Origin of the sequence: Pseudomonas sp. MG-9 (assembly GCF_018729515.1) — a bacterium.
Taxonomy (GTDB): domain Bacteria; phylum Pseudomonadota; class Gammaproteobacteria; order Pseudomonadales; family Pseudomonadaceae; genus Aquipseudomonas; species Aquipseudomonas serboccidentalis.
In genome coordinates, this window is record NZ_JAHHZH010000011.1 from 1 (window position 1) to 17,083 (window position 17,083).

Consider the following 17,083-nt stretch of genomic DNA (forward strand, 5'->3'; position numbering starts at 1 on the left):
TGGGCACTACCGGCAATTATGAGATTTTACCCGTCGAAAAAGGCGGCACCGGTGGCAATGACCAGCCAACAGCACGAGCTGGTCTGGCTGCCGCGAAGAGTGGTGCCAACAGCGACATCACCGAACTCAATGCCGTAACCAAGGCTCTCACCGTTGCGCAGGGCGGGGTATCGAAAGGCTACATCGAGGGGCTCAACTTCACATGGGTGTCCGGAACACAAATCAGCATTTCGCCTGGCGCAGCATATATACCAGGACTATCAAGAACGTTAGAGGTTAATAACTCTCTCATCCTGAACATTGCTGCCGGTAGCTTGGCCTCTGATACGTTCTATTACTTGTATCTTTATAGTAACTCTGGGTCGCCGACTCTTGAGCTGAGCACAACAATAGCAGATGCATATACCGGTGGAACTGCAAGGCATAAGTCAGGTGACCCGACGAGGAGATTTCTTTTTTGTATCAGAAGTGGTTCGGGGGGGAGCTTCTTGAAGACGGTACAAAATGGCGATCTGATGGAATATAGGAACATATTGAACGCAGCACCCTATCGAATTGTTGCAGGGAACAACTCGGTTACACCGTATACGGTGTATCTAATTTCTATCGTCCCTCCAATCGCGAAGTGTGCCTTGGTTAGCTGTCACAACGCTACTGCAGGAACTGGTGGGCCGACGCTCTGGATCACTGATTACGAATTCCAGTACATGCTTGTCCGAGGCATTGATAGCTCGACGAGACAGGTGCTCAGGCTGCCGCTGGTTAATCTGAGCTTTGTATTTTTCTTTGTAGCAGCCGGTGGCAGCGCGAACTTTGACATTATTGGCTACAGCGCGGAGCGATAACATAATGGAAGGATTTGTAATCACCGAAACCTCTTGGGCGCCCTACATTGAAAGTCGTGGGGTGCTGGAGGGGGAAACGTTTGTCGAGGAAATCCCTCATTGGCTGATCGATAACCTCGCAAAAATCGATGCTGATCGCGAAAGCCGCAGTATTCTTTCTGCTCGAATGGCAGCGGCAAACGATTTAATTCAGCCATTGCAGGATGATTTCGATATCGAAGAAATAACTGATGAGGATTTGGTTAAATTGAAAGTCTGGAAAAAATACCGTAGCTCGTTAGGGAAAACGCCTGAGCGCGAAGGGTGGCCAGTTACGCCAGACTGGCCACCACTCCCGTAGGTTGGCGCTGAATAGATCAGGGATTACGCCGTCTCAGCAGGCGTTGGTGAATTTTCTGCCTTTGACTGACGCCGAATGACGTTTCTCAACGGCTCAAGCCATTTGTTTGCCGACCAGGCCAAGCCATAGGAAAGAAGCAGTATTGGGACGATGGATACAGCAACAAGGCTCAGTCCTCGACGCTGCCCATCCAGCACCAGATAGCTCATGATGAAGCCGACTACTCGGTGCAGTAGAAACATAGGGTAAGCAAGATCCCCTAGCAATTTTCCTGAACTCTTGAAAGTCTTTTGTAGGTCTGAGTTTGCGACACAGTAAATAAAACTTGCCATGCAAAGTAGATTTACATAGAAGAACAGGTTGAAGCTTTTGAAGGCGAGACCCGAGAATAACCCGCAAGCAAGAAGGTTTGCCGCGCCGATAAGAACGGATGCACCAGCAATCGCGTGTAGCATGGCGGGAGTTAGTCTTTTCGCAAAGTCTTTGAAGAAGTAAATGCATGCACCCATTGAGAATGGCAAAAGCGCAGCATAGAACGGGAAATAGCGCTTGGTCCAATCCATATCCATGGCGAAAGTAGCAGCGTGATAGATCAGCGTCACGGCGACTGTGATCACCGCAAGTTTTTTACTTCTCGCAACAAATAGCCACAATATGAAGTAGTTGATAAGTTCCACGCCTACCGACCAAGCTGGTGGGATTAGCCTGAAGGATGCGTCATAAAACTCGAATGGGAAAATGAATAGGTTACCTACTACGTCTATGGCTCTGCCGGTGAAGGTCCAAGCGTTATGATATTCCTTGGCTCCAGGAATCACGACCATTGCAATAATTGTTATTATTGCTGCAACGTAATATATCGGAAAAAGCCGGAGGAATCGGTTTTTCGCAAATGATGACAAGTTAAAAGAATACGCTTCATTTAGGACAATGGTCATCAGGTAGCCGGATATTAAATAGAATCCGAATACCGCAAAAATACCCCAATGTTCGAAGAAAAGGCGACCTTCAGTCAGGTGCGCGACAACGACTAGCGCGGCTAGCCCAAATCGATAAATCCCAAGCATTTTCGCATCCAAGCCATATTTTAGTTGGCGAATTGTATCGTCAGGCTTGTGTCTGAGCCACAGAAACAAGGCTAAACACCCCAATAGTTACCCGCCACTGAGCGGGTATTTTTTTACCTGGAGAAAAGTGATGCCTGTAACCGAAAAAGACCGCGACATCCTCGCTCGCACAATCTGGGGCGAGGCTCGCGGCGAAGGGACGGCCGGCCAAGTGGCCGTGGCCTGGACGATCCGCAACCGTGTGTTTGATGGAAAGGAAAAGTCTTGGTGGGGCGAGGGCTATGCCGGCGTGTGCCAGAAGCCGTATCAGTTCAGCTGCTGGAACAAGACCGACCCGAACTACCAGTTCCTGATCGGCGTGAAGGAAATCCCGTTTCGCGAGCTGGCGCAATGTCGGATCGCTGCTGACCAGGTGATCGACGGTAAGGTGTCAGATCCCACCGGCGGCGCCACGCACTACTACGCCACCAGCATCAAGGCGCCGGCCTGGGCGGCGAAGGCGAAGCAGACCCTCAAGCTTGGCGGGCACGTCTTCTTCAAGGATGTGCCGTGATGGTCGTTCCGTGGAAGACGGTGGGCGCAGTGGTGTTGGTGCTGATCGGTGCCGGCAGCGCCTGGCAGTTTCAGGACTGGCACTACGGGAATCAATTGGCCCAGCAAGCCCAGCAGCACGCCGAAACCCTAAATCAACTGACCCAGGCCGCCGCCACCGCGAAGCAGACCGAGCAGGACAAACGGCTGGCGCTCGAGCACCGGCTGGCGGCCAGTGAGCAAACCCACTTCAGGAAAATGACCGATGCCCAACGTGACCAAGATCGCCTGCGCGATCGCCTTGCCACTTCTGATTTGCGGTTGTCAGTCCTCCTCGACACAACCGACGCTGCCAAAGGCTGTGGGGTGCCAGCCACCGCCGGTGCCGGCGGCGTGGATCATGCAGCCGTACGCGCCCGACTTGACCCAGCGCATGCTCAACGAATTATCGCCATCACCGACACCGGCGACCGGGGATTGATCGCGCTGCAGGCGTGCCAGGCCTACGTGCGTGCGCTGAATGATGGCTCGGCGCTATTGTTGCGAGATGATTATCGGTAAACCATCATTTAGGTTCGAACTGGATGATGCGGACACATGGACAAGCAACTGGCTGGCTACTCAATTGTGATGACGATTATCTGGGTTTCAGTCGTACTTTCTGTCATTTATTGGATGTCGTAGTGAAGGTAATAGGTGGCTGATGTGGAAGGTGTAGTGCTGAGCGAGAAAATGCAGCGGGAAGCAGATCGGCTGCTGGCGCAAATTGTCCGGGCAGATTCGATGATCATCGCTGTGAAGGCGGGGGCACGGGCGGACGGCTTCGTGCTCGGATTGGAAACCGGCGGAGCTTTGCGCACCGGTGATGCTGAAAGGCTGTATATCATTTTTGAAGCCGCACTGGTGGAGCGCCTGAAAACGCTGACCAGGAGCTGAGTCATTCGACTGGTTTGATCAGGTCCGGGCCTTGGTTTCGGACATTGCCCACGCCCCGGTCAACCTTGAACCACTCGAACACCTCTGTCGGCTCGCCCTGCTGAAGCACCATCTGTTCGGCGCGCTCTTTCGGCGTGGCCGGGTCCAGCCATTCCCGGGCGAGCTGAGGCGATAACGCCACCGGTCGCCGATCATGGATGTCGACCATGCCGCCGGCGCTGTCGGCGGTGATAATCACGAAGCCATCATGCTCGCCGGGGCCATGCTCTTCATTCGGGTATTGGCCGATGGCCGCGCAGAGGATCGGGGATTGGTCCCGGTGCCTGATCAGGTAGGGCTGCTTCTTCGGCCCGCCCTCATCAACCCACTCGAACCAGTTGTTGATCGCGATGATCGCCCGGTGCGGCCAGATCGCGCGGAAGAATGGGCCGTGGGCAACTTTCTCGACTCTGGCGTTGATCGGCGCTGCCCGATCTTTGGCCCAGTGCGGGCGCCATCCCCAACGCACCATGTCGGCGTGGAGGAACTGGCCTTCTTGGTGGAAGAGAGCGAGCTGAGCAGTCGGCGCGGCGTTGTACCGCTCGAAGGGCTGTTCGCCGGTTGAGTTGATCAGGGCGTTTGGCATGCTCAGCGCCGCCACGAAGTCGTGAATACCGCTGTACTGGGAGAGTCGTCCGCACATCGACTGATCCTCAAGGTGAACCCTGAGCCTAGCCTTCAGCTGTTCCTCTCGCGAGCTTCCCTCAGTAGGCGCTGATTCTCAAGGAAGAGGTAGTCACGCTGATCGGACACGCGCAGAAGGCTGTTCACCTGTCCGAGTAGTTCGCCTCGTTCGCTTTGGAGTCGCGCAGCATCAGCGGCAGATTTCTTGAATGCGGCTTCTGCTTTGGCTTTGCCGGCAGACAATTCATCGTTCATCTCGACGAGTTTGAATATCCGTTCCCTGGCTTGGCGCAGCTGCAGGTTCAGTTCCTCGAACTCATTTTCGTAGAGGGCGAGCTGGTGCCGACAAGTTTCGAGCGGCGTCGGGCAGCCGAGCCAGTCGTCGGTGTTTTCGATATCGGAGGGGTCCACGGATGGTGCCTTTGCTTTGTACTGTTTGGATATACAGTAATCGAGGCGCGATAGGTGGGCGAGGGTGAGGCGACGAGCTGTCAGTCAGGTGTCATCAAAACAGCGAGCGTCATCTTGATGAACTCCTCATTTTTGTCGATCGTCCAGAGTGCGCCGCGGATGTTCTCGGCGACATCGGCCGATCCGCGCTGCTCGACCCAGTTGGACAGTTCCATTATGGCGGCTTCGAGGGCGAGTTGGTTTTCGTTGATCTTGAAGAGCAGGGAAGGGAGCAGATCAGAGTTTGGCATTTTGGTTTCCTCCGTGGACGAAACCAGAGTAGCAGGGGGATTGTTAGATCGGCAGGACGCCGGGGATGGTGCCAAAAAGGCTCAGTGACTTTCCGAGTGACTTTGTAAAACACGGTTGCGCACGGTTGGGCATCGTTGCAGCGAGCGCCCGGCGCGAAGCCTCTGTTTTTGCGGGCTGTAGATCAGTCCGCTTGCATGGGGTGCTAGGGGTCGAGTGTTCGAATCACTCCGTCCCGACCATTATTCCTGAGTAAAATCAGACACTTGAGCCGATCAGTCAGATCGGCTTTTTTGTGCCTGCGCAAAACCCGCGCAAAGCTCGATCAAATGCCCTGGCTCAGCGCCCGAATGGTTTCTCGATCACGAACCTGGCCACGTCGTTCAAAATGACCGGACGTTCGTCTCGGTTCTTCACGCCAGACCTGGTGCTACTGCCCCCAAACCCTGCCGGGATCAAGAACACACTTGTTCCCAGTTCCGATACCGCAATTTCCCGATTCCACTGAAGCTTTGTAAACCTCCTGCTCCCGGCAACCGGTGTTGACCTTGATTGCGCGCCGGCGACAGCTGAAAGGCTGTACATCATTTTTGAAGTTGCGCTGGTGGAGCGCCTGAAGATGCTGACGAAGAGCTGAGTCAGTCGGTGATTAGCTCCGAGCCTTGGTTGCGGACATTCCCCACAGCCCGATCAACCTTGAACCATTCGAAAACCGCTGTCGGCTCGCCCTGGTGCAGGACCATCTGCTCGGTGCGTTCTTTCGGCGTGGCCGGGGCCCGCCATTCTTGGGCCAATCCGGCGTCAGCACCACCGGGAGGCCGATAGCTGGAGGATACATGCGGTTGTGTATATGATCCGCGCAATTAAAAAAGGATCAGGGAATGAAATTCTACAACCTCCAGGCCATGCGCGGCGTTGCGGCTTGCATGGTCTTTCTAATTCATCTGCTCAGCACCAAGCACGGCTTGGGCGCTGACTGGTTTCTTTTCAAATGGTGGTGGGTGGGCCCGGCTGGCGTGGATCTGTTCTTCGTCATATCGGGCTTCATCGTCTGCTACACGGCGGCGAAGGCCGGTCGGGAGGATCTTGCCCCAATCACGGCAGCAACTCGCTTCGGCATTAAACGCCTGTTCCGGGTGTATCCCGTCTACTGGATCGTCCTGGCAGTATCCTTTGCCCTGGCGCCATACGTGCAGACTGCTGACCCAGGCATGGCAGCCGAGCGCGTTTGGCGGCTGGTGACGCTGGCCACTACGAACAACAACCGTGTGGTACTGGCCTGGACACTTTGTTACGAGCTGTTCTTCTATTTGGTGCTGGCGCTGATCATCCTGATTCGGCCAAAGCAGGTGTATGAGCTGGTGCTTGGATGGATCGCTTTACAGATCGGCCTGACCATCTGGGCCAGTGGCGGCGGCTTGCAAATGTTCAACTACGTGCCACTGAGCCCGCTGATTCTTGAGTTCGGCGCCGGATGCATCCTGGCCTTCATGGTGGATCGTGGCGTAAAGGCGTATGGCTGGCAGTCCCTGATGGCGGGTGTGGCGCTGTTTTGCGTTGCGGTCTGGGCTCACTCTCAAAATGGTAACTGGGCACCGTGGTGGCGCTCGCTGTACTTCACTATCCCTTGCGCGTTGATTGTTTATGGCGCCATCGCCATTGAAATATCCAGCGGCGTTACACTACCGGCCTGGTTGCAGAAGGTGGGCGACTCGTCCTACTCGATCTACATCTGGCACCAACTGGTGCTGGCGATATTGCTCAAGCTGACCGAAATGTCAGGCCTTTTTGATGTGTTGCCCGGTCTGCTGATCTTGTTCATCTGGGGCGTGATCGCCCTGGCTTTTGGGTTCCTGAGCTATCAGGTGATCGAGAAACCAAGCCAGAACTGGATACACCGCGTGATGAAGCGGCCAGAGCGCAGAGAGCTTTCTCACATTTAGGCCGGATAGGCCCGCCGCTGAGCGGGCCTATTTATTGGGTCTGGATTTTTTCGTTCGGCAGAACCGATCAGTTGGCGCCTCTTACACACCGCCATATTGGTACACAGTCGCACTCCAATACTGGCTGCCGTTACGTTTTTGGCGTGCCCACCCATCGGCCATCAGTTGTTTGGCGATCATTCGATTCATCAAGCCATGACCGAGCAGCAAAACCGGTCCATCGCCGGCAATGGACTGCAATCGCTTGGCTGCCATACTGGCGCGCCTCCTCGCAACGCCGGCGGATTCGACGTTGCGTGAGTAACCGCATAGCCATAAGACGCGAAGGATAATTGCCCAGGTAAACGGCGATAGTCGTGGCAGTTTCCAATGACCATAAGGTAGTTGTGCTTCGCAGAAAAGCGCGTCGACCAGTGCAGGCTTCAAGCCGAGCGCCTGGACGGAGCTCAGCGCACGCGGCGCGTTGCTTGAAACAATCACCGTGGCGGTTGCGGCGAGTTGCACACTGGCCTGTGGGACCGGGTGGTGGGTAATTTCGGATCGGTCGTATTGTTCGATCCAGTCTTTCATCTCGTGCACTGAAATTTTATCCGTTGCGGCCAGTTTTGGCTGGCCGTGACGCATCAGGATGATTTCCCTTTTCACAGTTTTTACGTCCTTGTTTTTTCCCAACGTCAGATGTCGATCATGACGGATGAGCTTTTATTCTTCGAGGCACTGTGGTTTTCAAACCAGCCATGATCACGGTACCACGCCACGGTGTCAGTGATTGTCAGCTCTAGCGACCTGAAACTCAGGCCAAGCTCCTGCTCACTCTTGTGATGGTTGAAACAGCTGCGGTCATTCTCTCGTCTTAACAGACGCAACGTGGCCATGCTCAGCAGAATGGGCTTGCCGGTAAGGCGCGCATAGATCTCCTGCACAGCCGCCAAAGTGTATAGAAGGGGGAACGGTAGTTGTCGAACGGGTGTCTTGACGCCCGCGATACGTCCTAGAACAGGGACCAACTGACGCATCGTCATATGCCGACCCGCCGCGAGATAGCGTTCACCGCGTCGGCCATGTTTGGCGGCAGCAATCAGCGCGAATGCCACATCACGTGCATCGACGACGGAGAAACTGCCTGGGATCAGTCCGGGCAACTTGCCCTGCACGACATCGTTGACCAACTGTCCCGAGGAGGTCGGGCCAATGTCGGCAGGGCCCCACATCCAACCGGGCAGGACCATGCAGGCATGCATCTCGGGATGTGCTTGCAGGAACGACAAGACGACCCGGTCGGCGAGGATCTTGCTGCGGTAGTAGTCATCCGCGTCGGCGTCCGCCCGCAGGCATGTTTCATCAATGAGCGAGCCAGGTGCGCCGTCGAGCACGGCTATGGAGGACGTATGGATGAACCGTCGTATACCGGCGCGGTAGGCCTGGTGAATCAGGTCACGCGTACCGGCGACATTGATCTTTTCGAGTTCCTTCCAGTGGTTGCCGCCCTTGTAGTTGTCGCGAAAGAACGCCGCGGTGTGAAACACCGTATTGCAACCTTGCAGTGACGCTGCGAATGCGTCGACATCGGCCATGTCCCCGACGACCAGTTCCACAGTCGGCAAATTGTCGAACTGCTGTTCTCCTTTGGCTTTTGAACGGACCAGGGCTTTGACCGCGTAACCACGAGCGACCAGTTCACGTACCAGGTTGTTACCCAACAAACCGGTCGAGCCAGTAACGAATACACTGTGCATGGCTCAACCCTCAGCCGGATGGGTTAACGGCAGCAGCACTGCACTGTCGAAGAAGGCCTCTTCACGAATGACCAGCCCGTCTTTGAACGTGAAGTGTGCGGCGTAGTACGCGGTGATATGGCGTCCATGAGGTGGAATCACCCGGTCCGGCAGTACCAAGGGTGCGGCGAATGTGCCGGTCAGGAAGGCAGTCAGCGCCAAGCGATCGTGACTGGCGGCGAATGGGCTGAAGATCACATGGGCATCGGGGAGTGCTTCGAGCAATGCGTTCTCTCGTTTGCGCATGGCTTCGCGACCGGTTTGTATTCCCATGCTGTCGAGGTAGATGAAGTCTTCGCAAAACAGCGCAAGCATCGCCTCCACATCATGGCGATTGAAGGCGCTGGCGGCGCGTTCCGCAAAGTCGTTGGGGCCAGTAGCCATATCGTCCATTCCATTCGTTTTCGAGGGCCTGCAGATATACCTTTGAGGCCTCTCCCGAAAAACAGCGACTACTGCATAATGGCTTTGCACATATGCAGACCAGGGAGGACAGGACGCATGGCGTTGCAAGCAAATTGGGACGATCTTCGTCTGCTGTTGGCAGTTTCTCGGCGTGGCAGCTTCCTTCAAGCTGGCCAGTTTCTGGGGATCGCGGCGTCTACCGTGTCCCGCCGCCTGACCCAACTGGAGGTCGCACTGGGCGAGCCACTCATCGAGCGGGGTGTTGAAGGATGCTGGTTGACCTCGCGGGGCCAATCCCTCGTGGAAGTGGCGCTGGCGGCGGAAGCGGGTTTGAGGCGTCAAGCCGCTGCGGGCATATCCGAGCTGAACACAGAGCTGTCTGGCAGTGTCCTGGTCAGTGCCGGAGAGGGGTTCTCGTCGTGCGTGCTGGAGGCCGCGAGTCGTTTCACGTCTCTGCACCCACGTTGCTCGGTGGAGTTGATGGTAACCACTGACTTTCACAAGATCGTCCGCGGTGTGGCGGACATTGCTGTACGCACTGCCCACCTGGGCGAACCGTCGCTGATTTATCGACCCATAGGCAGGCTCGCTTATGGTGTCTTCGCCGATGCCGGTTATCTGAAACGGTATCCGGGGGTGACTCCGGCCACTGCGGTCACCATTGCCTTGCTTCCTCCGCTGGATATGTTGCCGCAAATGCGGACGGCAAAGGCCGCGGGCCTGGAACGCGCGCAGATCAGCGTGAACTCGTTCGCTGCGCAACTCGAATCGGTGAGGCGAGGTATGGGGGTGGCTGTATTGCCCCGGATACTGGCGAAGGATCTGATCGAGCTGTTCCCGGATATCCACCTTCCTGATATGGAGGTCTATCTGGTGACCCGGCCTCAGGCCTTGAAACAGGCCCACATCAAATGTTTTTTTGCCATCCTGGAGCAGGTGATGCTCGAAGCCCTGTCCATGGAAAATGGCGAAGGCTACCGCTTGGGGGGCAGCCTGTGAGTATCGGAAGAGTACCGATCTCTGCCGCGTACGGGGTATCTATGGCAATTCGAAGGAAGAGCCGATTTCACCGGGTGAAACCCATGTTGGAGCATCATAGGTTTTGATTGTCGAGGCGTCGTTTAAAAGCGTCGAGCGCAGTACCGATCATTGGTCCCATCACCGGGTCGGCGGCAATGCTTTCGGCGCTCAATCGGCTGGACAGGAGGTTAACAGTCATTGACGCTTCCTCGATGATGCGCGCTGACATCGTATCCAGTACCAGACGCAATGCAGCTTGCGCGTGACTGGCTCTGGGCGAAGCGTTGAAAAGCGCGACAGGCTTGCCCGGAAACTCTTCACTGCTCACGAGCCAATCGAGCATGTTTTTGAATGAGCCGGGAATACCTCGAGCGTATTCGGGGCATGAAAACAACAGCCCATCCGCTTGCCCGATAATTGACCATAACGCTATGACTGTCTCGGGGGGATCCTCGAGCAGATCCGGGTTGAAGTGAGGCAATTCACCTATACCTTCGTAATGCCTGACCAATACCCCGTCGGGGCATAGACGCTCAGCTGCTCGTAGCAAAATCGAGTTGGAGGAGGTCTGGCGCAGACTTCCAGAGACAGCAAGCAGGCACACCATTTCAACAACGTCCGTGATTCGCAAGTCGGTGAAGTTTCGCACGAGCCTGAACTCATGCACAGATTTTACCGGCGCAGTTGTTTTGGGGACGCGTTCAACAGGCGGCGCATCAGTCGCCGTAGGGCCGTGGCATCCTGGTATCCCACCTGCTCGGCGATGGATTCAACGGAGTATCTGCTGGTTTCCAGTAGCACGCGGGCTCTGTTCAGTTGCACACGCTGGATCAGATATTGGGTTGAGAGGCCGGTTGCTTTTCGAAGGTGCCGTGACAGCGTTCGCTCAGACATGCCGGCATACGCCGCAAGGCTCGGGACACTGGGGGGATGGGGCAGGCGTGCTTCTATGTAGGCAGTGAGGTTGGCGACCAGCGTATTGCCCTGGGCCATGATTGCCGGATTGATGAATGGGGATTGCAATTGGCGGCTGTCGAGGAGAAGAGCCTTGCCCACATAGTCGGCGAGCTCCGGCGACAGGCGTCTGCGCAGCAGGTGCAGCATCAGGTCAGTTTGCGCGAAGGCTGCGCCAGCAGTCGTCAAGGGTGGGTCGCAGAGCACCATGACGTTGGGGTCGACAATGCAATCAGGCGCAATGCTCGACAGCCAGGGCGCGAGCCACCAAGAGGTGGTTACCTGTCGACCACTCAGTAGTCCTGCGGCATGCAGGAGAAAGACCGCCGAGCACGAGGCCGCAATCTCATTTCCCTTATTCACATGTACCCTCAGCGCGGGCAGCGTCTGAAGTACCCAGTCCTCTTCAAGACGCTGCAGCAGCGCGTCGAAGTCGCTGATGCCAAGGCCCGGAATGATCCAGCAGGAATGGTCCTCGACGTCTGTCGTCAGTTCGTCGACCAACAGTTGCATGCCTTGCCCTAGCGTTATCAGCCCGGACTGAGGTCCACACACTCGCCAGCGTGGCACGGCAAGGCCTCGCCGCTGCGCAAGTGTTGCGGCGGTGCCGAGGATATCCAGGGTGACGGCTACGCTTGAGCTGAACGACCCGGGGAAGACCAGAACAGTGAAATCATACATTGTCCGATTATGCCCGAAAGAAGACGAATCGGTCACTTATCGAGTCGGGAGATAACTGGCCCAATGGCGCCTCCAGTCAACCACGAGTCACAACGAGGTTTCGCCATGCCAAACATCCTGATCAAGGTGCCTACCGGCGCTTTCAATCAGCTACAGCGCCAGCAATTGCTTAGAAGCGTGAGTGACGCGGCAATGATTAATGAACACATGGGCGATGCCCCTCAGCAGCGCGCCTTGTGCTGGGTGCTCATCGAGGAGGTACAGGCTGATGAATGGCTGTGCGGTGGTGTTGCTCCTCATGCCCGGATTGTCCCATGCATGGTCATCGTCAAGGTGCCTGCCGGCGTTCTTGATGCGCCGATGCGCCAGCGCTACGTGCGCGACCTGCATTACGCGATGCAATCGAGCCTGGCAGCGGGGGATCAGCGCCAGTTGCTGAGTTCAATACAAATCGAGGATGTTGTTGACGGAACCTGGGGGGCGAACGGTGATATCTGGCATTTGGCCGACTTCACCCGTGCTGCCGGATACGGACATCTTGCGCACTAGGATAGATGCCAATGGCTCGATGCGCGCCTGTTGCTGGTGATGAACTGACATTGGTCTTTTTCATGCGCGTGAGCTTTGCGCGAAGGCTCCTAGATCGCTGCGCGCAGACCGGGCTCAATGCAGAACCCGGCGGCTCTCACCAATCCTGATCCGGTCCAGCGCCCGGTTCAGCGCATCCAGTGCATCCAGCAGCGCCTTTGCCTCCGCTTCTCGGCCGTCGCCCCAAAGGCGCTCGGCCATTTTGTTAAGCGCCTGAATCGAGCGTTCGATGTCAGCTGCGGTGGTCGTCGCGGCTGGGGGGTGCGGTGGCTTTTTCGGCATTCGGTCATTCATCTGCAGGTCATTGACGATCTGCCGCATGATCGGCGTTCGCTGTCATTCAATCCAGTGGTTACTGTTTCGGCGTGCTCTGAATATCTTCCGAGTCGCTGGAGGTGGCCGCGTCTTTCTCGGTTTCTTTCGATTCTGCGCCGGAGTTTGAACCAGAGGCTTCCTCACCTTTTTTGTTGGCTTTTTCTTCGTTGGATTCGGACTTGTTGCTGGACTGGTTCACGCCGGGAATGGCGGTGGGCGGTGCGGCAGATCCTGCCGCTTCGGATGCCAGTGTGAAGCCCGAGCCCATCAGCAGCAGACTTGCCAGTGCCAGGGTTGCCATTTTCTTGTTCATTTTCAGGCCTTCCGTACGAGGGTTGTACCGCATTGGAAGCATGGGCAGGGCCAAGGTGCAGGTCGCTGGACGAGCGGTAGGTCCTGACACAAGGCGGCAAATTGCTGGCCCCCGGGTTTTATCATCCCGGGCAAACTCGCCTTTTTTCAAAAGGTTAGGTTGGCTATATGCGGACGATTGTCATAACCGTTGCAACGCTTTCCCTGGCTGCGTTTGCCTCGGGAGTTCAGGCGAAAGAGTTGAGCAAAAGTCATCGGTTTGCCTGTATATGGGGTTCGGATATCGCCGCCGGTGCCCAGCAGTCGAAACTGTCGGGAATCTCCCTGTACGGCGCGCGTAAGCAACTGCAGGTGCGCAAGTTCCAGCAACCGTGGATGCGCATGACGGCCATGGGGATTACCGAGCAGACCTACAACAGCACGTCGAGGCTCAAGCCGGCGGCGGTCAAGCAAACCTATTACGAGCAATGCGTGCGGCATGAGCTGGCCCAGCGCTAATCAAAGAAGCCCAGCCTGAAGAGGTTGGGCTTTTTCATGCCTGAAGAGGCCTCAGCCTCACTTGTCGCTCTCGCAATTGACCATCCACGACACGCCAAAGCGATCCACCAGCATGCCGAAACGGGCGGCCCAGAACGTCGCTTCCAGCGGCATGTCAACGCGACCGTCCCTGGCCAGCGCATTAAACACTCGCTCGGCTTCGGCAATGCTGTCGACGTTGAGGGAGATCGAGCAACCGCTCATGCCCCCGGTTGGCCGGTCAGGCGTGGTGTCGGAGGCCATGATCATCTGGTCACCGACCTTCAGGCAGGTGTGGATGACCAGGTTGTGGTGCTCTTTCGGCACGTGTTCGGCGGCGGGTGTTTCGCCGAAGGTCATCATCGCTTCGAGTTTTCCCTGCAGGGCTTGCTCGTAGAAGGTGAAGGCCTCACGGCAGTTGCCGTTGAAGATCAGGTAGGGATTGATTCGCATGGTGGCGTTCCTGGCAGTAGGCGCGGAATGCGGCGATGTTCGTCAGGTTCCGCGAGGGGCGGTTAAAACATAGCAGAGCATTGGACGCCGGAAAGGGCAGAGTTTTTCCAGATGTTTTTCTCATGAAAAAGCGCGGTTTCAGCACGGATCAAACCTGCGGAGTACCATGGCAGGCTCTATCTGCCGTCGAGCTCACCGTTCCATGCCTTTGATTTCCCGCTTCCACGCTCTGTTGGATCAGGCCCGGCGCGCCTTGCTTCTGGTCTGGGCGACCTCACGCGGACTGTTTCTGGGCTTGGTGCTGGCGACCTTGATTGCCGGTGTACTGCCAGCGCTGGCCGCGTGGCTGGGCCAGCGCATTGTCGACGCAGTGGTGACGGCGATGCAGTTGCACGCACAGCAGGGCGATGCGCCGCTGTGGCCGGTGTTGCGTTATGTGCTGATGGAGGCGGGGGGGGTGGCGCTGTTGTCCGGCACGCAACGGGCGTTGTCGGTCCAGCAGTCGCTGCTGCGGGTGCAATTGGGGCAGAAGGTCAACACGCTGATTCTGGAAAAGGCGCAGACCCTGTCGCTGGTGCAGTTCGAGAACTCCGAGTTTTACGACAAGCTGGTCCGCGTGCGCCGCGAAGCCTCGACCCGGCCGCTGGCGCTGGTGATGAAGTCGCTGGGATTGATCCAGAACCTGATCATGCTGATCAGCTTCGGCGTGCTGCTGGTGCATTTCTCGCCGTGGGCGCTGGTGTTGCTGGTGGTGGGTGCGTTGCCGGTGTTCTTCGCCGAAGCGCATTTTTCCGGTGACGCTTTCCGCTTGTTCACCCGTCGTGCTCCAGAAAGTCGGCAGCAAAATTACATCGAAACCCTGCTGTCCCATGAGGCCTACATCAAAGAGGTCAAACTGTTCGGCTTCGCGCCGCTGCTGTTGCAACGTTACCGGGACACCTTTGCCAGGCTCTATGCCGAGGACCGGCGTCTGACGCTGCGTCGCGATGGCTGGGGCTTCGGTCTCGGACTGCTCGGCACTGGAGCGTTCTATCTTGCCTATGCCTGGGTGGTGATCGACGCGGTGCATGGCAATATCAGTCTGGGCCAGATGACCATGTACCTGGTGTTGTTCAAGCAGGGACAGGGCGCGGTCAGCAGCAGCCTGAGCGCGATCAGCGGCTTGTACGAGGACGGTTTGTACCTGTCCAACCTCTACGAATACCTGGCCGAACCGGTGCTGGCCGATTCCGGTCATCTCACGGTCGGCGCGCAACCGGGCGATGGTCTGCGCTTTGAAAACGTCGGTTTCCGTTATCCGGGGGCCAACCGAACGGCGCTGGAGGGCATCGACCTGCATCTGGTACCGGGCAGGAGCATGGCGCTGGTGGGTGAGAACGGCTCAGGCAAGACCACGCTGATCAAGCTGCTGACCCGCCTGTACAGGCCCGATCAAGGCCGGATTCTGCTCGATGGCAGCGACTTGCAGGATTGGGATGAGACAACGTTGCGCCGGCGTATCGGCGTGATTTTCCAGGACTACATCCGCTACCAGTTCACCGTGGGTGAGAACATCGGCGTCGGTGATACCGCGGCGTTCAATGAAGAACAGCGCTGGAAGGCAGCGGCTACCGAAGGCATGGCCGCACCCTTCATTGAGGGGCTCGACCGTGGCTACGCCACGCAGCTGGGTCGCTGGTTTGCCGGTGGTCAGGAGTTGTCCGGTGGGCAGTGGCAGAAGATTGCCCTGTCCCGGGCGTACATGCGCCGCGATGCCGACATCCTGATCCTCGACGAACCGACCTCGGCCCTGGATCCGGCTGCGGAAGCGGCGGTGTTCGAGCATTTCAGCCAAACCACCGAAGGTCGCATGACCTTATTGATCTCCCACCGCTTTTCCAGTGTGCGCAACGCCGATCAGATCATCGTGCTGGAGGCCGGACGGATACTGGAGCAGGGCGATCACCCGCAACTGATCGCGGCCAATGGACATTACGCCAGACTGTTCGACCTGCAGGCCCGAGGCTATCGCTAGGAATCCTGGGCGCTGCGTGCCAGCGTCGGCCCGGCCACGCGGGGGGCTGGTCTGGACTGCATCAGTGCATCGATCGCCTTGCGGTAATTCTGCCCGCCCAGCGCCATGCTGTTGTTGTGGGTGGCGCCCGGTACCAGCAGCAGTCGCTTGGGTTGTCGAGCGGCATTGAACAGTTGTTCACTGAAGCGCGGCGGCACGAATGCGTCGGCCATGCCGTGCACCACCAGCAGCGGCATGTGAATCTCGGCGATCTTGTCGATGGAGTCGAACTTCTGCGACAGCAGCCAGCGCACCGGCAACGAGGTGTTGGCCACGGCAGCCGCGACGTCGGCGAGGGAGGTGAACGTCGACTCGATCACCAGGCCTTTGACCGGCAGCGGTGTATGGTCCCGGGCGGCGTCCTGGCCGAGTTCTGCCGCCAGATCAATGGCCACGGCGCCACCCAGCGAGTGGCCGTAGATCAGGCGCTTGCCCGGGTCGGGCTGCAGCAGTTTGAAGCGCTCCCACGCTACACGGGCATCTTCGTACACGCTGCTTTCCGAAGGCAGATCACCTTTGCTCTGGCCGAAACCGCGATAGTCGATGGCCAGCACCGAGTAGCCCGCCGCGCGCAATTGCTCGATGCGGAACAACTGTCCGGTGAGGTTCCAGCGCACGCCATGCAGATAGAGGATTGCCGGGGCGTTCGCCCGTTCCGCCGGCCACCACCAGGCATGAATGTTCTGCCCGGCCTTGAAACTTTTTGGCTGCAGGTCGAGTTCCTGCACGCTGCCGGGCAAGCCGTGATACCAGCCGGCTGTGCCCGGTTCGATGCGAAACAGCAGCTTGCGCTCGGTGTGTTCGAGCACGGCACAACTGGTCGGCACGCCAATGATCAACGCAGCCATGCAGGCAAACGCCAAACGGCGGCGGCGCAGACGCGTCATGAAGGACAGGAACATTAAACGTTTCACCCAGGCGCAGACAAAGAAGGCTTTTTACCAGATGCCTCGGTTTGCGCGTGAGTTTTTCGACCACCGCCCCGGC

General features: G+C 57.4%; 22 protein-coding genes, 1 tRNA gene and 3 pseudogenes. 11 read left to right on the top strand and 15 right to left on the bottom strand.

Annotated features, from left to right (window positions below):
• Positions 1-845, top strand: a pseudogene (locus KKQ10_RS24805) (hypothetical protein); the annotation flags it as partial.
• A 4-nt stretch (positions 846-849) separates the two neighbouring features.
• Positions 850-1,185, top strand: coding sequence for a tail fiber assembly protein (locus tag KKQ10_RS24810; RefSeq protein WP_215502565.1), 336 nt, complete (start codon positions 850-852; stop codon positions 1,183-1,185).
• Positions 1,186-1,208: 23 nt separating this feature from the next.
• On the opposite strand, the gene KKQ10_RS24815 is transcribed toward KKQ10_RS24810, so the two are convergent.
• Positions 1,209-2,321 carry an acyltransferase family protein gene (locus KKQ10_RS24815; RefSeq protein WP_215502566.1) on the bottom strand — a complete coding sequence of 371 codons (1,113 nt, stop codon included), beginning with the start codon at positions 2,319-2,321 and terminating at the stop codon, positions 1,209-1,211.
• Positions 2,322-2,382: 61 nt separating this feature from the next.
• Between KKQ10_RS24815 and KKQ10_RS24820 the strand changes: the two genes are divergently transcribed.
• The 3 genes from KKQ10_RS24820 to KKQ10_RS24830 all read left to right on the top strand — a co-directional run bounded on the left by KKQ10_RS24820 (position 2,383) and on the right by KKQ10_RS24830 (position 3,719).
• Positions 2,383-2,805, top strand: coding sequence for a cell wall hydrolase (locus KKQ10_RS24820; RefSeq protein WP_215502567.1), 423 nt, complete (start codon positions 2,383-2,385; stop codon positions 2,803-2,805).
• The gene (locus KKQ10_RS24825; RefSeq protein WP_215502568.1) at positions 2,805-3,344 is read left to right on the top strand and encodes a lysis system i-spanin subunit Rz; all 540 of its coding nucleotides are present in this window, start codon (positions 2,805-2,807) and stop codon (positions 3,342-3,344) included. Before KKQ10_RS24820 ends, KKQ10_RS24825 begins: the two co-directional genes overlap by 1 nt.
• Before the next feature lie 144 nt (positions 3,345-3,488).
• Positions 3,489-3,719, top strand: a complete 231-nt coding sequence (locus tag KKQ10_RS24830) for a hypothetical protein (RefSeq protein WP_215502712.1) — start codon at positions 3,489-3,491, stop codon at positions 3,717-3,719.
• A gap of 1 nt (position 3,720) precedes the next feature.
• On the opposite strand, the gene KKQ10_RS24835 is transcribed toward KKQ10_RS24830, so the two are convergent.
• The 3 genes from KKQ10_RS24835 to KKQ10_RS24845 all read right to left on the bottom strand — a co-directional run bounded on the left by KKQ10_RS24835 (position 3,721) and on the right by KKQ10_RS24845 (position 5,083).
• The gene (locus KKQ10_RS24835; RefSeq protein WP_215502569.1) at positions 3,721-4,401 is read right to left on the bottom strand and encodes an SOS response-associated peptidase family protein; all 681 of its coding nucleotides are present in this window, start codon (positions 4,399-4,401) and stop codon (positions 3,721-3,723) included.
• A gap of 35 nt (positions 4,402-4,436) precedes the next feature.
• Positions 4,437-4,793 (bottom strand): hypothetical protein, encoded by a 357-nt coding sequence (locus KKQ10_RS24840; protein WP_353844755.1) that lies wholly within the window; start codon positions 4,791-4,793, stop codon positions 4,437-4,439.
• A gap of 80 nt (positions 4,794-4,873) precedes the next feature.
• On the bottom strand, positions 4,874-5,083 hold the full coding sequence (locus tag KKQ10_RS24845; RefSeq protein ID WP_215502570.1) for a hypothetical protein: 210 nt from the start codon (positions 5,081-5,083) through the stop codon (positions 4,874-4,876).
• Positions 5,084-5,254: 171 nt separating this feature from the next.
• Between KKQ10_RS24845 and KKQ10_RS24850 the strand changes: the two genes are divergently transcribed.
• Positions 5,255-5,323: transfer RNA gene (locus KKQ10_RS24850), tRNA-Pro, on the top strand.
• A gap of 103 nt (positions 5,324-5,426) precedes the next feature.
• Here the strand turns inward: KKQ10_RS24850 and KKQ10_RS28485 are convergent.
• A pseudogene (locus tag KKQ10_RS28485) lies at positions 5,427-5,631 on the bottom strand (tyrosine-type recombinase/integrase); the annotation flags it as partial.
• Between the two features lie 88 nt (positions 5,632-5,719).
• Positions 5,720-5,881: pseudogene (locus KKQ10_RS28490) on the bottom strand (DUF159 family protein); the annotation flags it as partial.
• An 81-nt stretch (positions 5,882-5,962) separates the two neighbouring features.
• Between KKQ10_RS28490 and KKQ10_RS24855 the strand changes: the two are divergent.
• Positions 5,963-7,024: an acyltransferase family protein gene (locus tag KKQ10_RS24855; protein WP_215502571.1), complete on the top strand. Its 1,062-nt coding sequence runs from the start codon at positions 5,963-5,965 to the stop codon at positions 7,022-7,024.
• An 81-nt stretch (positions 7,025-7,105) separates the two neighbouring features.
• Here KKQ10_RS24855 and KKQ10_RS24860 read toward each other — a convergent pair whose 3' ends face one another.
• The 3 genes from KKQ10_RS24860 to KKQ10_RS24870 are packed head-to-tail and all read right to left on the bottom strand — an operon-like array spanning position 7,106 to position 9,183.
• On the bottom strand, positions 7,106-7,648 hold the full coding sequence (locus tag KKQ10_RS24860; protein ID WP_215502714.1) for a histidine phosphatase family protein: 543 nt from the start codon (positions 7,646-7,648) through the stop codon (positions 7,106-7,108).
• 50 nt (positions 7,649-7,698) lie between these two features.
• The gene (locus tag KKQ10_RS24865; protein ID WP_215502572.1) at positions 7,699-8,760 is read right to left on the bottom strand and encodes an SDR family oxidoreductase; all 1,062 of its coding nucleotides are present in this window, start codon (positions 8,758-8,760) and stop codon (positions 7,699-7,701) included.
• A 3-nt stretch (positions 8,761-8,763) separates the two neighbouring features.
• Positions 8,764-9,183, bottom strand: coding sequence for an ester cyclase (locus tag KKQ10_RS24870; protein WP_215502573.1), 420 nt, complete (start codon positions 9,181-9,183; stop codon positions 8,764-8,766).
• A gap of 117 nt (positions 9,184-9,300) precedes the next feature.
• On the opposite strand from KKQ10_RS24870, the gene KKQ10_RS24875 reads away from it, so the two are divergent.
• Positions 9,301-10,203: a LysR family transcriptional regulator gene (locus KKQ10_RS24875; protein WP_215502574.1), complete on the top strand. Its 903-nt coding sequence runs from the start codon at positions 9,301-9,303 to the stop codon at positions 10,201-10,203.
• A gap of 94 nt (positions 10,204-10,297) precedes the next feature.
• Here KKQ10_RS24875 and KKQ10_RS24880 read toward each other — a convergent pair whose 3' ends face one another.
• Together KKQ10_RS24880 and KKQ10_RS24885 are read right to left on the bottom strand one after the other, a co-directional pair.
• The gene (locus KKQ10_RS24880; protein ID WP_353844756.1) at positions 10,298-10,873 is read right to left on the bottom strand and encodes an NADPH-dependent FMN reductase; all 576 of its coding nucleotides are present in this window, start codon (positions 10,871-10,873) and stop codon (positions 10,298-10,300) included.
• Between the two features lie 23 nt (positions 10,874-10,896).
• A complete protein-coding gene (locus KKQ10_RS24885) occupies positions 10,897-11,859 on the bottom strand; it encodes a GlxA family transcriptional regulator (protein WP_127650663.1) in 963 nt (320 codons plus the stop codon).
• A gap of 105 nt (positions 11,860-11,964) precedes the next feature.
• Here KKQ10_RS24885 and KKQ10_RS24890 point away from each other — a divergent pair, with 105 nt between their 5' ends.
• Complete coding sequence (locus tag KKQ10_RS24890; protein WP_215502575.1) at positions 11,965-12,408, top strand: tautomerase family protein; 444 nt, start codon at positions 11,965-11,967, stop codon at positions 12,406-12,408.
• Positions 12,409-12,522: 114 nt separating this feature from the next.
• Here KKQ10_RS24890 and KKQ10_RS24895 read toward each other — a convergent pair whose 3' ends face one another.
• Positions 12,523-12,729 carry a hypothetical protein gene (locus tag KKQ10_RS24895; RefSeq protein ID WP_215502716.1) on the bottom strand — a complete coding sequence of 69 codons (207 nt, stop codon included), beginning with the start codon at positions 12,727-12,729 and terminating at the stop codon, positions 12,523-12,525.
• A 70-nt stretch (positions 12,730-12,799) separates the two neighbouring features.
• Positions 12,800-13,075: a hypothetical protein gene (locus tag KKQ10_RS24900; protein ID WP_215502576.1), complete on the bottom strand. Its 276-nt coding sequence runs from the start codon at positions 13,073-13,075 to the stop codon at positions 12,800-12,802.
• Between the two features lie 167 nt (positions 13,076-13,242).
• On the opposite strand from KKQ10_RS24900, the gene KKQ10_RS24905 reads away from it, so the two are divergent.
• Positions 13,243-13,572 (top strand): hypothetical protein, encoded by a 330-nt coding sequence (locus KKQ10_RS24905; protein ID WP_215502577.1) that lies wholly within the window; start codon positions 13,243-13,245, stop codon positions 13,570-13,572.
• Positions 13,573-13,629: 57 nt separating this feature from the next.
• Here the strand turns inward: KKQ10_RS24905 and KKQ10_RS24910 are convergent, their stop codons facing one another.
• On the bottom strand, positions 13,630-14,043 hold the full coding sequence (locus KKQ10_RS24910) for a VOC family protein (RefSeq protein ID WP_215502578.1): 414 nt from the start codon (positions 14,041-14,043) through the stop codon (positions 13,630-13,632).
• 202 nt (positions 14,044-14,245) lie between these two features.
• Between KKQ10_RS24910 and KKQ10_RS24915 the strand changes: the two genes are divergently transcribed.
• Positions 14,246-16,057, top strand: a complete 1,812-nt coding sequence (locus KKQ10_RS24915; RefSeq protein ID WP_215502579.1) for an ABC transporter ATP-binding protein — start codon at positions 14,246-14,248, stop codon at positions 16,055-16,057.
• Here the strand turns inward: KKQ10_RS24915 and KKQ10_RS24920 are convergent.
• Positions 16,054-16,998 carry an alpha/beta hydrolase gene (locus KKQ10_RS24920; RefSeq protein ID WP_215502580.1) on the bottom strand — a complete coding sequence of 315 codons (945 nt, stop codon included), beginning with the start codon at positions 16,996-16,998 and terminating at the stop codon, positions 16,054-16,056. The genes KKQ10_RS24915 and KKQ10_RS24920 overlap by 4 nt on opposite strands.
• Positions 16,999-17,083 lie beyond the last annotated feature (85 nt).

Bases quoted from the DNA above. Each gene is read 5' to 3' on its own strand.
- KKQ10_RS24810 (WP_215502565.1), top strand. From the start codon at position 850: ATGGAAGGATTTGTAATCACCGAAACCTCTTGGGCGCCCTACATTGAA.
- KKQ10_RS24820 (WP_215502567.1), top strand. From the start codon at position 2,383: ATGCCTGTAACCGAAAAAGACCGCGACATCCTCGCTCGCACAATCTGG.
- KKQ10_RS24825 (WP_215502568.1), top strand. From the start codon at position 2,805: ATGGTCGTTCCGTGGAAGACGGTGGGCGCAGTGGTGTTGGTGCTGATC.
- KKQ10_RS24835 (WP_215502569.1), bottom strand. From the start codon at position 4,401: ATGTGCGGACGACTCTCCCAGTACAGCGGTATTCACGACTTCGTGGCG.
- KKQ10_RS24845 (WP_215502570.1), bottom strand. From the start codon at position 5,083: ATGCCAAACTCTGATCTGCTCCCTTCCCTGCTCTTCAAGATCAACGAA.
- KKQ10_RS24855 (WP_215502571.1), top strand. From the start codon at position 5,963: ATGAAATTCTACAACCTCCAGGCCATGCGCGGCGTTGCGGCTTGCATG.
- KKQ10_RS24860 (WP_215502714.1), bottom strand. From the start codon at position 7,648: ATGCGTCACGGCCAGCCAAAACTGGCCGCAACGGATAAAATTTCAGTG.
- KKQ10_RS24865 (WP_215502572.1), bottom strand. From the start codon at position 8,760: ATGCACAGTGTATTCGTTACTGGCTCGACCGGTTTGTTGGGTAACAAC.
- KKQ10_RS24870 (WP_215502573.1), bottom strand. From the start codon at position 9,183: ATGGCTACTGGCCCCAACGACTTTGCGGAACGCGCCGCCAGCGCCTTC.
- KKQ10_RS24875 (WP_215502574.1), top strand. From the start codon at position 9,301: ATGGCGTTGCAAGCAAATTGGGACGATCTTCGTCTGCTGTTGGCAGTT.
- KKQ10_RS24885 (WP_127650663.1), bottom strand. From the start codon at position 11,859: ATGTATGATTTCACTGTTCTGGTCTTCCCCGGGTCGTTCAGCTCAAGC.
- KKQ10_RS24890 (WP_215502575.1), top strand. From the start codon at position 11,965: ATGCCAAACATCCTGATCAAGGTGCCTACCGGCGCTTTCAATCAGCTA.
- KKQ10_RS24895 (WP_215502716.1), bottom strand. From the start codon at position 12,729: ATGCCGAAAAAGCCACCGCACCCCCCAGCCGCGACGACCACCGCAGCT.
- KKQ10_RS24900 (WP_215502576.1), bottom strand. From the start codon at position 13,075: ATGAACAAGAAAATGGCAACCCTGGCACTGGCAAGTCTGCTGCTGATG.
- KKQ10_RS24905 (WP_215502577.1), top strand. From the start codon at position 13,243: ATGCGGACGATTGTCATAACCGTTGCAACGCTTTCCCTGGCTGCGTTT.
- KKQ10_RS24910 (WP_215502578.1), bottom strand. From the start codon at position 14,043: ATGCGAATCAATCCCTACCTGATCTTCAACGGCAACTGCCGTGAGGCC.
- KKQ10_RS24915 (WP_215502579.1), top strand. From the start codon at position 14,246: ATGCCTTTGATTTCCCGCTTCCACGCTCTGTTGGATCAGGCCCGGCGC.
- KKQ10_RS24920 (WP_215502580.1), bottom strand. From the start codon at position 16,998: ATGTTCCTGTCCTTCATGACGCGTCTGCGCCGCCGCCGTTTGGCGTTT.